Annotated in this window: 11 protein-coding genes and 2 pseudogenes; 1 reads left to right on the top strand and 12 read right to left on the bottom strand. The window is 36.0% G+C overall.

The window, feature by feature from the left end:
* Positions 1-319: 319 nt before the first annotated feature.
* The 4 genes and pseudogenes from CBF36_RS00115 to CBF36_RS00100 all read right to left on the bottom strand — a co-directional run.
* Positions 320-1,015: a hypothetical protein gene (locus CBF36_RS00115; protein ID WP_125955527.1), complete on the bottom strand. Its 696-nt coding sequence runs from the start codon at positions 1,013-1,015 to the stop codon at positions 320-322.
* A gap of 613 nt (positions 1,016-1,628) precedes the next feature.
* Positions 1,629-2,270 carry a hypothetical protein gene (locus CBF36_RS00110; protein ID WP_125955525.1) on the bottom strand — a complete coding sequence of 214 codons (642 nt, stop codon included), beginning with the start codon at positions 2,268-2,270 and terminating at the stop codon, positions 1,629-1,631.
* 45 nt (positions 2,271-2,315) lie between these two features.
* Positions 2,316-2,957 (bottom strand): hypothetical protein, encoded by a 642-nt coding sequence (locus CBF36_RS00105; protein ID WP_165865338.1) that lies wholly within the window; start codon positions 2,955-2,957, stop codon positions 2,316-2,318.
* Positions 2,958-3,009: 52 nt separating this feature from the next.
* Positions 3,010-3,492: pseudogene (locus CBF36_RS00100) on the bottom strand (terminase TerL endonuclease subunit); the annotation flags it as partial.
* 86 nt (positions 3,493-3,578) lie between these two features.
* Here CBF36_RS00100 and CBF36_RS12395 point away from each other — a divergent pair.
* Positions 3,579-3,755 (top strand): hypothetical protein, encoded by a 177-nt coding sequence (locus CBF36_RS12395; RefSeq protein WP_243637941.1) that lies wholly within the window; start codon positions 3,579-3,581, stop codon positions 3,753-3,755.
* Here the strand turns inward: CBF36_RS12395 and CBF36_RS00090 are convergent.
* From CBF36_RS00090 to pcrA, 8 genes and pseudogenes are all read right to left on the bottom strand, one after another.
* Positions 3,732-4,214: pseudogene (locus CBF36_RS00090) on the bottom strand (GIY-YIG nuclease family protein); the annotation flags it as partial. The gene CBF36_RS12395 and the pseudogene CBF36_RS00090 overlap by 24 nt on opposite strands.
* Positions 4,215-4,432: 218 nt before the next feature.
* Complete coding sequence (gene rlmD, locus CBF36_RS00085; protein WP_125955523.1) at positions 4,433-5,818, bottom strand: 23S rRNA (uracil(1939)-C(5))-methyltransferase RlmD; 1,386 nt, start codon at positions 5,816-5,818, stop codon at positions 4,433-4,435.
* A 33-nt stretch (positions 5,819-5,851) separates the two neighbouring features.
* Positions 5,852-6,877 (bottom strand): diacylglycerol kinase, encoded by a 1,026-nt coding sequence (locus tag CBF36_RS00080; protein WP_125955521.1) that lies wholly within the window; start codon positions 6,875-6,877, stop codon positions 5,852-5,854.
* Between the two features lie 28 nt (positions 6,878-6,905).
* Positions 6,906-8,336, bottom strand: coding sequence for an Asp-tRNA(Asn)/Glu-tRNA(Gln) amidotransferase subunit GatB (gene gatB / locus CBF36_RS00075; RefSeq protein ID WP_125955519.1), 1,431 nt, complete (start codon positions 8,334-8,336; stop codon positions 6,906-6,908).
* A complete protein-coding gene (gene gatA / locus CBF36_RS00070; RefSeq protein ID WP_125955517.1) occupies positions 8,336-9,805 on the bottom strand; it encodes an Asp-tRNA(Asn)/Glu-tRNA(Gln) amidotransferase subunit GatA in 1,470 nt (489 codons plus the stop codon). Before gatA ends, gatB begins: the two co-directional genes overlap by 1 nt.
* On the bottom strand, positions 9,805-10,110 hold the full coding sequence (gene gatC, locus CBF36_RS00065; RefSeq protein WP_125955515.1) for an Asp-tRNA(Asn)/Glu-tRNA(Gln) amidotransferase subunit GatC: 306 nt from the start codon (positions 10,108-10,110) through the stop codon (positions 9,805-9,807). The genes gatA and gatC overlap by 1 nt, the downstream gene beginning before the upstream one ends.
* Before the next feature lie 13 nt (positions 10,111-10,123).
* The gene (gene ligA / locus CBF36_RS00060; protein ID WP_333502250.1) at positions 10,124-12,154 is read right to left on the bottom strand and encodes an NAD-dependent DNA ligase LigA; all 2,031 of its coding nucleotides are present in this window, start codon (positions 12,152-12,154) and stop codon (positions 10,124-10,126) included.
* A gap of 6 nt (positions 12,155-12,160) precedes the next feature.
* Positions 12,161-14,404 carry a DNA helicase PcrA gene (gene pcrA / locus CBF36_RS00055; RefSeq protein WP_125955511.1) on the bottom strand — a complete coding sequence of 748 codons (2,244 nt, stop codon included), beginning with the start codon at positions 14,402-14,404 and terminating at the stop codon, positions 12,161-12,163.
* Positions 14,405-14,414: the final 10 nt, after the last annotated feature.

The following is a 14,414-nucleotide window of genomic DNA, read 5'->3' as shown; positions in this document are numbered from 1 at the left end:
ACAAACAATTTAAACTAAAGCCAAAGCATTAACTTGTTTTGATACTTTGGCTTTTTTAATGTGTTCGTTCTGACCAAGAATAATTGATAATTATCCCCTTTATACACAAAAAGCAATCCGTAGAAACTACGAATTGCTCAAGACTTTATAAATACCTATTATTTATTTCGCCCATATTTGCGTTGGTTTTTTCTTAATACCGCTTAATAACGTCACTTTAGTATTTATTAAACACTCATTTCCCTAGTCATTATTTCCTAGGTTTTCCCATCTTATTAGCTATACGAATTTCGTTATGAGCCAACACTAACTGTTTTCGTTATTGTTCATCACGAATTTTTTTTAAGATTGTCTTTACTACTGTAGGATAATAATTTTCAACACCTAGTTTTTCAGCCTCATTCTTAATTCCACCATTATTTGCACCAGAATAATGAGGAATATAGAAAATCTTATATGTTTTTTTCAGTTTAAGTTTTGAATTTATCAGGAATTTTTCTGACCACTCATATGGCTTTTTTCCTATACAAAGTAATCTGATCTCTTTTTCTTTTGGAAGTAACAACGAAATTTCTTCATCAAATTCTAATATAAGTCTTTCTAATAATTCTTTGTTATCTATAGAATTAATAAATTTAGTAATTGTAGAGCTATTACTCCCTACAATTGGAAAAAAGTCAGTCATATAAGACCCGTATTCAGGAGTACCTTTAATTGCCTGAGCGAGCAAGTAATCTCTACTTCGTCCTACATTGTGAAAATTATTCCATGGTCTTTCTTTATTTTCTATTTTTCTAGTTGCTAACTTTGCCTTTTCTTCATCAAACTCTCCACCAGGATTCATGGCTACAAAAATAGTATTTGATTTTTTTAATTGGTCTTCATATATAGAAAAATCAATGTCTTCAACTAAATCTGCTTCATTTTTGAATTCCCCATCAGCTCGATTACTTTCCCAAACAGCCCATGAAGCTAAAGCAGAATAACCTCGCATTCTTTCAATCTTATTATCCATTCTCAGACTCCACCTTCCTTTGCTAATATCATTATACAATCTTCAGAAATTAAATAATAGTACGAGTATTATTTAAACTAAAACATAAAAAGAATTCCCTTCACTTTGTACCTCTATTCTTTATTTTGCTTTTGTTCCTTCAGCTAAATTATCTGCTCACCAATGTCCATAGCATCTTGATTACTATTTAATTTCACTAATAGCAGTTTTTTCAATGTATACAAATAGTAGACGAATTTTAGTCACACGCTAGTTACGAAGATAAAATAATTTCTCAACATGAAAATAAGAAGTTTCTCGATAAACAGCCTTATAACATTAAGCAATTAAAAAAGATGATAAATTTGACATTACTTTAAAATTTGACAAAAATCCAAAATAATCGATAAATAGCCCCTTCATACACAAAAAAGCAATCCGTAGTATCTACGAATTGCTTAAAACGTTATAAATACCTATTATTTTATTTCGTCAACACTGTCACACACTCAATATGTGTTGACTGTCTACTTAGTATCTTCCTACTATAGCACTTTTACACGTTTTAGTTTTAACGTACTGCTGTAACCAATCTAGTTCTAGAATTTGTTTAATTTTCAATGAACGATAGCCATCATTTTTCATAGCCAGTAGAATAGCTTCCTTCCATGTATTGTTTGATGCTATACGTCTTGCCAGTGCCCGGAGGACCGAAAAGAATTTTATTCCAACCAGGATTTGCTGGTACTTTTTCAGCAGATTTTTTATTTTTCTCAGTTTCTTTATAGTGCCAGTAATCTTTAACTATTTCTTCGATTTGTTGTAAGGATGGTGATGTTTCCCCTACTTTGATTTCAATCAAGTTCTCGGTCTTGTAGTTTTCACGACCACTACCAGTAAAAACTTCGCCCCTTAGCTTTTTGTCTTTTTCATTGGTGCGATCATACACAATGTTATTTGCATAGTCATTAATATACCCATTAGGTCGCATCTGACTCCCGCCATACGCTTTATTGAAATTCCATCCAAATCCAACCCCAGCAACAAAAATACTCGATTTCTCTACTTTCTTATCACGACCAGTTATAAATTTATTAGTTGCAGCTTTTTCTTTGGAGTATTTTCCATCATTTTCCGAATAAGCCCAGTCACTGAAGCTTACGAATTCAAGCATAATTTCAGTTAGTCGGTTAATTTTGTATTGTTCGAGATTAAGTCCATCAACAATATATTTTTTGTTTTTCCAGTATTGATGCCCATTGATTGCTCCTTTCAAATTTGGGTATCAAAAAAGCACCTATGATTTTTAGATGCCCCAAAACTATTTAATTAATTTTCGAATCATTTGCTTTCCACGACTTTTGATTAATTTTAATGATTCTTCTCTATATTGTTCAAATTTCATATCCGAGAATGGTGTATTATTCTTATCACAAATGTATTCCCAAATTTGCGTAAAATAATTCTTGGTTAGATAATTTTCAAAGGTATCGAACGACTTGAAAAACTCTTGATTTCTAGGATCTAAAATTGCCCTTTTAAGTGGATAGTATTCCTTTACTTCAATAGGAATATCATTTTTACCATAACCATATTTCGCTACATGAGTCAAAAAGATGTCGAAATAATCATGTGGAAAATCGCCCATCATGCCATTTCGATTAGTATTTAAACTATATTTCTTGTCAGTGAAAAAGTTTGGAAATAGATTCCCTATGAAATGATTATTTTCGATTCCATTATATTTTGGGTCTATCCTTTTCCCAATAAACTCACCATCCCTAACGAGAGATGGAGAACGCCATGAAAAGATTACATCTCCTGTGAAATTGTCCTTGTTGTAAAAATCAAAAATAATTTTATATATTCCCTTAGCCAAACAACCCACATCACTTTTTAGGTCATATGTAATAGCACTTTGCTGATTTTTTTGTGCTAATTTAATAAACTCATTTAGTTTCAATATTTATACCTTCCTACGTCTCATTTAGTCTAATTATACGCTACAAATAGGTTCAAAGAAATAGCAAACCTCGATCATCATAAACACTTGCACCATTATCATTTCCACAACGAATTGCTCGATCAAGAGCCATAATTATCGCAATGGCACCATCAATCTTTTCAGTAAATTTTTCTTTATCTGCTTTTATATTATCCGCAGGGTCAGGTCGTACGAAGATATTATCCATATTCCAACGAAGAACTGGATGACCACCATGTGCTAACTTCTGCTCAAATGTCAACTTCATCAACTCTTTAGTAGCCGGTCTCATTTCTTGGAAGCCCTGACCAAACGGAACAACAACGAAAACCATACCTTCTAAGTTATGAACCATTTGAATTGCTCCCCAATGGTCAAAGATAATCTCACGAATATTGTATTTCTCACCAAGCTCCTCGATGAATTTTTCAATAAAGCCATAATGAACCACGTTTCCTTCTGTTGTTTGAACACAACCTTGCTTGCCCCGCAGATCATAATAAATATGATGCTTCACACAACTGTCCATTCTGTAATGGCGAACTAAGTAAACCTGTTCAAACAGCCTACATCGATACTGCTAGGTCAGAATTGCATTCATTGCTCTCTCAATTATCAGATTTGACGGAAGAATCTCATGATACCGAAGTTGAACTGCAAGAGCTAATGGAACAGCTTGATGAGCTTAAAACAAGAAATAAATCGCTTGATGCAGCAATCAACGATGAACTAAAACCAAAAGCTGAGACGTTAACTGTCTTCAGAAGTACCAAGTAAATCTATGTTTGCAATCTCATCAATAATTTCAAACACTGTACCATATAATTGATCTGATTTAGCTTTTTGAAGTTTATCGATGTACGAACTGTTCCCAGTCGTCGAGTTCATCATTTCGTAATCGGATTTTTCTTGGAAATCTTGGATAAGTCTTCTTTCAAGATAATCAGTAACTGCTTTTGACATTTTGCCATCAGATCTTGCAAAGAACAAAACAGATTCAACCCAAGCTTTGTCTTCTTTGAGAAAATGTTGCGATAGCCGAAGTGAGATTGATTGCCCGGTAGCCTGTCCAACATATCGTTTGTTCCCTCCTATCAAAACATAAACAGCTGGATAATTTACGAAATCCTGTTTTTTCAAATATGGAAAGTCACTTCGACTCATCGAAACCAAAATTGCAGGCTCACGCTCAAAATATGAAATATTGTCTTTCTGTGTATCTGAAAAAATAAAAATCTACTTCATGATCATGTCTCCCTTGAAAGTTCGATAATATATTATATAACGTAACCGTTATCAAAATCATCTAAGCTGTCAACTCTACGGTGTAAAACCTGTCAACTCAAAGCTTAAAAGCATTTCTGTCAACTCTATGGGTAGCCCTTAAATTGTCTTTTTTACGCCAAAAAAAGAGCTACTACAGAATTATCCATAGCAGCTCAAACCTTATTATATCAACGTTCCACACGAGTGAGCAGTCCTACACACTCAATATGCGTTGTTTGTGGGAACATATCGACTGGATAAACGGTATCAGTTGTATAGCCTAGACTAGCAAATAATTTCATATCACGTGCCATCGTACTTGGGTCACAAGAAATATAAACAATTTTTTCAGGTTCTAGTTCAACTGATTGTTTGATAAAGTCTTCTGTTAATCCTTTTCTTGGTGGGTCAACGACAATCACATCAAACTTAATGCCATCTGCTGTCCAATTTTTTAGAACTTTATCAGCAGCTCCTGCTTTAAATTCAACATTTGTGATGTCATTGATTTCAGCGTTATGAATCGCATCTTCAATCGCTTCTGGCACGATTTCAACACCATACACTTTTTTCACTTTGTTAGCCATGCTCAGCCCAATTGTTCCGATACCACAATAGGCATCAAGAACCACGTCATCTTCTTTCAAATCAGCTAACTCAATGGCTTTTTTATAAAGATTTTCAGCTTGTTCTGTGTTTACTTGGTAGAATGATTGAGCAGAGATATGATATGTCTTACCTAATAACTCGTCACTAATGCTATCTTTACCGTATAAAACGCTCAAACGTTCATCTAAGACTTTGTTTGTCACGTTTGGTTGGATATTTTGCATGACAGATACGACGTTTGGATAAGCTGCCACAAGTTCAGTCACAATATCATGTAAATAGAAAATTTTCTTTTTACGTGTCACAAAAGTTACCATCACTTCATTTGAGTAATGTCCTTTGCGAATCACGATACTTTTCAGATGTCCTGAATGTTGGCTTTCATCATATGGTTTAATTGAGTATTTTCTTAATCTTTCTTTCAAGAATAATAAAATTTCATCAATCATTTTATCTTGAATTAAAAAGTCTTCAACCACAATTAAATCATGACTATTTTTTCTAAAGAATCCAAGTTCAATTTCAGCACCAATCATACGTACTGGGATTTGAGCTTTATTTCGGTAAGCAAATGGATGTTCCATTCCTAAAACGTCCGCAACATTTAATTCGTCAAAACCACCAATTCGTTTCATCGCTTGAGTCACTTGATTTTTCTTAAAATCTAATTGTGCATTGTAGCTCATATGGTGTAGTGGAGCAATTCCTGTACGAATTAAATCCTTTTCCACCGCTTCGACACGGTTTTCACTTGTTGTTTCCCATGTCATAATTTTTGCAAACGCAAATTTTTTCATGACTTTCATCACATGAATTTTTACTCGCTCTCCTGTAATGCCCTCTTCAACAAAAATAGGGAAACCATCCACTTTTGCCACGCCTCGTCCATCATACGTCATATCAATAATATCAACAACTAAACGCTCATTCTTTTTCACTGGTGCTTCGATTTTTTCTTTTTTCATAAAATCCTCTTTCTATTTTAAACAGTGCACGTACTACTCTTTATTGCCAAAAATATTGCCATCTTCATTAATGTCTTCTTGAGTGAGTTGTTCGACTTGTTCGATAAATCGATCAGACGCTTCTTCTTCTTCAATTGAAATAGCCGAGTCAGGTATTGCATCCAAATTAGCATAAATTTCTATGTGTTGTTTGTAATTGATAAATTCCATTGGTGCATCACCACCATATTCACCATCTAAGTTAATCATCATGCGGTAATCATCATCAAATGCTTCAGCATATAACTTAGACGTTTTAATGTATTCAATTCTAGGGTCATCAATGTGTTTTCCGCCATTTAGCATTAAAGCCACCAAATGCATAATTTCTAATACATTGGCTGTTTTAACAATAATAAGCGAAAATTTTCCATCATCTAATTGAGCATCGGGAACAATTTGTTCAAAGCCACCAACTGAATTGGTTAGCCCTAAGAAGAACATCGATGCTTTCCCGTCGAACTCACCATCGTCATATTTCAGACGCATTTTAATAGGTTTCACTCGCGGTAACATCTCTGCTCCTTTTGCTAAATAGGCAAGATAGCCAAAAACACTTTTTAGATGAGATGGTACTTCGTAAGTTAATTCAGTCAAGTAACCACCTGCTGCAATATTCATAAAATAAGTGTTTCCAGCTTTTCCAATATCTGATTTAATGGTCTGATTTTTTAAAATAACCTCTGCTGCTTTCACCACATTATCACGTGGAATTTGCAACGCACGAGCAAAGTCATTTGTTGTACCACCAGGGATAATCGCTAATTTAGGTCGTTTTTCAAGAGGGGCAATCCCATTAATGACTTCATTAATCGTGCCATCTCCTCCCGCTGCGATAATCAAATCAAATCCTGCATTTGCAGCTCTAGCGGCCTCTTTTTTGGCAGAAAAAGGCTCAGGTGTTGTCGCAAACGCACTGGCTTCATATCCAGCTTTTTCAAGTACCATTAAAATATCTGCTAAATTTCGTTTTAACAATTCTTTTCCAGATGTTGGATTATAAATTAATCTTGCTCTCATTTAACTTGCTCCTTACTATTGAACTTGTTTAACGTTTCAATAATTCCTCATTTAGTAATTTGTTAACGACTCCTGGATTTGCTTTTCCTTTTGTTGCTTTCATAATTTGACCGACTAAGAAACCAACGGCACGATCTTTTCCATTTTTAAAGTCTTCGATTGACTGTTCATTTTTATCTAATACCTCATTAATCATCGGTAATAATTGTGCGGGATCAGATAATTGGACTAATCCTTTTGCTTCAACGACTTCTTTAGCGTCGCCACCGTTTTCGATTAACTCTTTAAACACTTTTTTCGCAATTTTAGAACTAATTGTTCCATCAGCAATTAAGTTAATCATACCAGCAAGGTTTTCTGGTGTTAATTTTGTTTCAAGTAAGTCTAAATGCTCGCTATTTAAGTAAGCTGACACTTCACCCATTAACCAGTTAGAGGCTTGTTTCGCATCTGCTCCGTTATTGACTGTTGCATCAAAGAAGTCTGACATGTCACTTGATAGAGTTAATACCATCGCATCGTATTCAGGTAACCCTAACTCGTTAACATAACGAATACGTCTGTCTGCTGGCATCTCTGGTAATGATTCTCTGATTTCTTCTACCCATTCTTCACTAATATCAATTGATGGAATATCAGGTTCTGGGAAGTAGCGATAATCACTTGCCCCTTCTTTCACACGCATTAAAATCGTTGTTTTCGTTGATTCATCATAACGACGTGTTTCTTGTTGGATAATGCCACCTGACATTAAGACTTTTGCTTGACGTTGTTCTTCAAAAGCCAATCCTTGTTTCACATAGTTTAGTGAGTTCAAGTTTTTAAGTTCTGCTTTTGTGCCGAATTTTTCTTGGCCATAAGGTCTTAGAGAAATATTAGCGTCACAACGCATAGAACCTTCTTCCATTTTCACATCACTCACACCAGTAAATTGGATGATTGAGCGAATGGCTTCTAAATAAGCATACGCTTCTTCAGGTGAGCGCATATCTGCTTCAGAGACAATCTCAATCAATGGTGTGCCTTGACGATTTAAATCAACATAGGAATAACCATCTGTTGCATGGATATTTTTACCCGCATCTTCTTCTAAATGAACACGTTCGATGCGGATTTTTTTCTTTTTGCCTTCTACTTCAATCTCAACCCAACCATCGTATCCAATTGGTTTGTCATCTTGAGAAATTTGGTAAGCTTTTGGATTATCTGGATAAAAATAATTTTTTCTATCAAAATTTGTGTGATGGTTGATTTTACAGTTAAGCGCTAAAGCGGCTTTCATACCATATTCAAGTGCACCTCTATTTAAAACAGGTAAAACACCTGGCATTGAAAAATCAATCACGTTTGTATTGGTATTTGGGTCTGCACCAAAATGAGCGGCAGATGGTGAAAAGATTTTTGATTCGGTTTTTAATTCCACATGGACTTCTAACCCAATGACTGTTTCAAAATTCACTATGCTTTACCTCCTAAAATAACAGGTTGTTTTTTATGGAAATCGGTTGCTTGTTCAAACGCATAGGCTGCTTGATACATTTTTTCTTCGTCAAAATGATTTCCAATCAATTGAATCCCAATCGGTAATCCTTCAGAGAATCCTCCTGGAACACTCATTCCTGGTAAACCAGCTAAATTCACTGGAATGGTTAAAATATCACGCATATATGCTGTAATTGGATCATCTTTAGCTGCACCAAACTCAAATGCGACAGTTGGTGAGACAGGTCCTAAAATCAAATCATAATTTTCAAAGACTTTTTTAAAATCATTCACAATCAAGGTTCTAACTTGACCAGCTTTTCTAAAGTAAGCATCATAGAATCCAGCACTTAATGAGAACGTTCCAAGCATGATACGACGTTTAACCTCTGAACCAAATCCTTCAGAACGTGAGTTAACATACACGTCTTCTAAGTTTGACACATTTTCAGAACGATAACCATAACGAATCCCGTCAAAACGTTGTAAGTTTGATGATGCTTCTGATGAAGCGATAATATAATAAACTTCCACGCCATAAACCGCATTTGGCAAACTAACTTCGTCTACTGTCGCGCCAAGTGCTTCAAACGTTTTAACGGCATTTTTCACTGCGTCACGAATATCAGGATGAACTCCCTCACCCATAAATTCTTTCGGTACCCCAATTTTCATGCCTTTAATGTCTTGACCAATCAAATTAGTAAAATCTGGTGTGTCACAACGAGAACTTGTGCTGTCTTTTGCATCATGTCCAGAAATCGCATTTAAAATCATGGCATTGTCTTCTACCGTACGAGTCATTGGCCCAATTTGGTCTAAACTTGATGAAAAAGCAATTAACCCATAACGAGACACACGTCCATAAGTTGGTTTCATCCCCACAATGCCGTTAAATGAGGCTGGTTGGCGGATACTTCCACCTGTATCACTACCTAAAGAAGCAGGAACTTGTCCAGCTGCCACACTTGCTGCTGATCCACCAGAAGAGCCTCCTGGTACTTTTGTTTGATCCCACGCATTTTTAGTTTGTTTAAAATAAGAGGTTTCAGTTGAAGAACCCATTGCAAACTCGTCCATGTTTAATTTACCCATAGATACAAGTCCTGCTGATTCTAATTTTTCAACGGCTGTTGCTGAATAGATTGGGTTAAAGTTATATAGCATTTTACTTGCTGCTGTTGTTAACACGTCTTGTGTCACGATATTATCTTTAATCCCAATCGGAATACCAGCTAGTGGCGTTAATTCGCTGCGTGGTGAGTCATCAATTTTTTTTGCTTCTGCTAAGGCTTTTTCTTCGCTTAGCGTGATAAATGCATCAATTGTTGGTTCAGTTTGTTTGATGTAATCAAATCCACTTTTTACAATTTCTTGTGAGCTTAACTCTTTTTTATTCAGTGCCTCACTTAATTGTTTTACTGTTAATGTTTGTAACTCAGTCATTATGCTCCTGCCTCCCCATTATCCATGATTGCCGGTACTTTAATGTAACCATCTTGTGTTTCAGGAACATTACTTAATAACGCGTCACGACTTTCGCCTTTCACACTAATATCTTCTCTAAAAACATTGGTTTCTTCCGTCACGTTTGAAGTAAACGCAACGTCTGTTGTATCAACGTTGCTTAAACTAGCCATCATATCTGTGACTTTCCCTAAATGTTTTGTCATCTCATCTAATTCACTGTCTGAAAAACGCAATTTTGATAATTTTGCGACGTGTTGTACTTCTTCTTTTGAAATTGCCATCAATATTCTCCTTTTACTCTGTTGTATGTGATGCATTTATGGCATCAACCATTTGTTGTTCGCTCCAAACTTCAATACCTAATTCTTGAGCCTTGGTTAATTTACTGCCTGCTTCTTCACCAGCAACGACGATATCTGTTTTCTTCGACACACTTCCGGTCACTTTACCACCTAACGACTCAATCTTTTGTTTGGCTTCCGTTCGTTTAAACTGGGTTAGACTCCCTGTTAAAACAACGGTTTTGTCTTTAAATGGTGACTCAATAGAGGTAATCTCTTCTTTTGTCACACCAAGATAGGTCATATTGACACCAGCCTGTTTTAGTTTGTCGATTTGTTCTAATGTTTCAGAAATAGAAAAATACTTAACAATACTGTCAGCTATAACAGGACCAATTGTATCAATTGCAAAAATGTCTTCTTTACTTGCTTCTATAATACCATCAATTGTTTTAAATTCACTCGAAATAATTTTAGCAGCTTTTGACCCAACGTGTTGAATGCCTAAACCAAACAATAACCGCTCTAATGAATTGCCTTTACTGTTTGCAATGGCTTCTAAAATATTGTTTGCTGATTTTTCTTTAATTTTATCAAGTGTTAATAATTGCTCTTGCGTTAAATAGTACAAGTCTGCTGCTTGTTTGACAAGTTCTTTTTCATACATTTGTTCTAACACACGAGGGCCTAATCCATCAATGTTCATGGCATTACGTGACACAAAATGATTTAGTCCTTCTTTAATTTGTGCCGGACAAGCCGGATTTAAACATCTCAATGCCACTTCTGATTCAATACGCTCCAATTCAGAATGACAGGTTGGACAATGTGTCGGAAAGTCATATGGCTGACTATCAGCTGCTCGTTTATCTAACACAACTTGTGTGACTTCAGGAATAATATCTCCAGCTTTGTGAATCACCACTGTATCAAGCAACCGAATATCCTTTTCAGTAATCAAATCACAATTATGCAAACTCGCTCGAGAAACGGTTGTTCCAGCTAATTGTACCGGATCCATCACTGCAGTTGGTGTCACCACTCCAGTTCGTCCAACGGTCCATTCTATTTCACGTAACACGGTTTGGACTTCCTCAGCTGGAAATTTATAGGCAATCGCCCATTTAGGTGCTTTTACAGTATAACCTAATTCATTTTGTGCTTCAAAATCATTCACTTTAATCACTATACCATCAATTTCATAATCAAGGGAGTGACGTTTATCGCTAAATTCTTCAATATATTGCCAAACTTCATCAATTGAGTGACAAAGCTTACGTTGATGATTGGTTTTAAATCCTAGACTATCTAAGTAATCTAACGCTTCAGTTTGAGTCGTTAATCCTAACGCTTCAGGATTAGCAATCGTATATAAAAACGTGCTCAACTGACGTTTTGCTGTGACAGATGAATCCAATTGCCTTAAACTACCTGCCGCTGCATTACGTGGATTCGCAAACACACTGTCACCTTTTTTATCACGCTCGTCATTTAATCTGACAAACGATTCTTTTGGCATATAACACTCACCACGCACATCAAGCGTCACAGGAGTTTGTAAGGATAATGGAATCGAGTGAACGGTACGTAAATTTTGCGTGATGTCTTCACCAACCACACCATCTCCACGTGTTGCCCCTTGAATAAATTGCCCATTGGCATAGGTCAAATTAATCGCTAAACCGTCAATTTTCAATTCAACCATGTAACTAATTTCTTTGCTCGTGCCTTTTCTCACGCGTTTATCAAAATCACGCAAATCTTGCTCGTTAAAGGCATTACTTAAACTCATCATGGGTATCGTGTGTTCAACTTTTTGAAACCCATCGAGTAATTTTCCACCCACTCGTTGCGTGATAGAATCACTTGTCACAAGTTCTGGAAACTGTTCTTCTAAACTTACTAATTCTTTGTATAACTTATCATATTCATGGTCACTAACTAGTGGCGCATCTTTCACATAATAAGCGCGTGCCCATTCATTTAATGTGTCTCTTAATTCAGATACACGTTTTGTTGCGTCATCAATCCCCAAAATGGTCACCTCTTTTTAATCTACTTTTGTAATTGGTGCAAAAGCGGCTAATAAACGTTTAATTCCTTGAGAAGGAAATGCCACGTCTAACTCCATATCTTTAGCGTCACCACTCACTTTCACAACCGTTCCAACACCCCATGCTTTATGTTCGACTTTGTCACCTGGTTGCCATGGTGCTTTTTCGCCACCCGTTTGTTTTTTCGCTGTCACAGCTGTTGTTGTTGGCTGCTGATACGTTGCTCGACGGTATTTTTCCCCAATCGGTTTTTGGCTAGCGACTTTATGCACTGCGCCAACTTTTTCTAACACATCTTCATCAATTTCTTCTAAAAAGCGTGACGGACGATTGTATTGCGTACGTCCATATAACATACGGCTCGATGCGTTCGTTAAGAATAATTGTTTTTCCGCTCGGGTAATCCCCACGTAAGCCAAACGACGTTCTTCTTCTAATTCATCACTTTCTAAAACAGCTCGTGATAATGGGAAAATACTTTCTTCCATTCCAACTAAAAAGACATATGGAAACTCAAGTCCTTTAGCCGCATGAAGTGTCATAAAGGTTACTTGACCTTGGTCATCTTCTAGTGAATCGATATCTGACACAAGTGCCAAATCATTTAAAAAGAGCGCTAATTTGTCTTCATCGTTTTCACTTTCATCTTCATAATCGCCTGCTTCGTAACGCTTATCAAATTCTTTTGTAACAGTTAAAAACTCTTCCAAGTTTTCTAAACGTGAATGAGATTCAAGTGAGTTTTGTTTCACCAAATCTTCTTGGTAGCCACTTTTATCTAAAACTTGTTCGACTAATTCTGTAATCGTTAGAAATGGAATCATTTTTCTTAACTGCATAATCATCTGACCAAAATTACCTAGCTCTTTTTTCGCTTTACCAGTAATTGGGGTTAAATCAATATCAACGGTTGCCTGAAGTAATGACCAACCATGCATATCAGCAAATTCTCTGATTTTTTCAATCGTTCCAGGACCAATGCCTCGTTTTGGACTGTTCACCACACGCTCAAAACTTAACGAATCCATCTCATTTGAAATCACTTTTAAGTAACCTAAAATGTCTTTGATTTCTTTACGGTCGTAGAACTTATGTCCGCCCACCATTTTATAAGGAATATTGGCTTTTAAGAACGTATCCTCAATCACACGTGACATGGCATTTGTTCGATATAGCACACAAAAATCGCCATATGAGCGCTGTTCCTGTAACTTCAACTGTTGAATGGTTGTCACAATGTACTGCACTTCTTCTCGTTCAGAATTTGCACGATAATACACGATTTTTTCGCCTGATTGATTATCTGTCCATAATTCTTTTTTCTTACGGTTTTGATTATGGTTAATCACACTGTTTGCTGCCTGTAAAATATGTTTCGTTGAACGATAGTTTTGTTCCAGTAAAATCGTTTTTGCATCAGGATAGTCTGATTCAAAATCTAAAATATTTTGCATATCAGCTCCACGCCATCCGTAAATACTTTGGTCCGCATCCCCAACCACGCATAGATTATTAAAACGTTGTGCAAGTAAATTAACCAACGTGTATTGTGCGTGGTTTGTATCTTGGTACTCATCGACGTGAATGTATTGAAATTTGTTTTGATAATAAGACAAGGTTTCAGGACTTTCTTTAAACAAGCGAATCGTTAACATAATCAAATCATCAAAATCCATTGATTGATTGTTGCGAAGTTCTTTTTGGTATCTTTTGTAGCACGTTGCAACAATTTGCTCAAAATAACCTGTGTAGCGTTCTTCATATAATTCAGGCGTTAATAATTCGTTTTTTGCCTGACTAATCTGAGATAAAATACTGCGTGGATCATATTTTTTAGGATCAATATTTTCTTCTTTTAAAATCCGTTTAATCAATGTTTGTTGGTCACTAGCATCCAGTATCGTGAACTGGCGATTGTAACCAATCAAATCAGCGTCACGTCGTAACATTCTGACGCACATTGAGTGGAAAGTTGAGACCCACACATCTTCACCAACTGTTCCAAGAATCGACACCACACGTTCCTTCATCTCTTTGGCTGCTTTATTGGTAAAGGTGATAGCTAAAATATTCCAAGGATTAACCCCTTTTTCATCGATTAAATAAGCGACACGATGAGTTAAGACTCTTGTTTTCCCACTACCTGCACCAGCCATGATAAGTAAAGGCCCTTGTGTCGTTTGAACGGCAGCTTGTTGTTTGTCATTTAGACCTGCCAATAAATTATGTTTTTGCGTCATTTGGTACGAA

Source organism: Vagococcus bubulae (genome assembly GCF_003950315.1).
In the GTDB taxonomy this organism is placed as follows: domain Bacteria; phylum Bacillota; class Bacilli; order Lactobacillales; family Vagococcaceae; genus Vagococcus; species Vagococcus bubulae.
The sequence above is the reverse complement of the archived record's forward strand: the minus strand, read 5'-3'. Positions and strand labels throughout refer to the sequence as shown.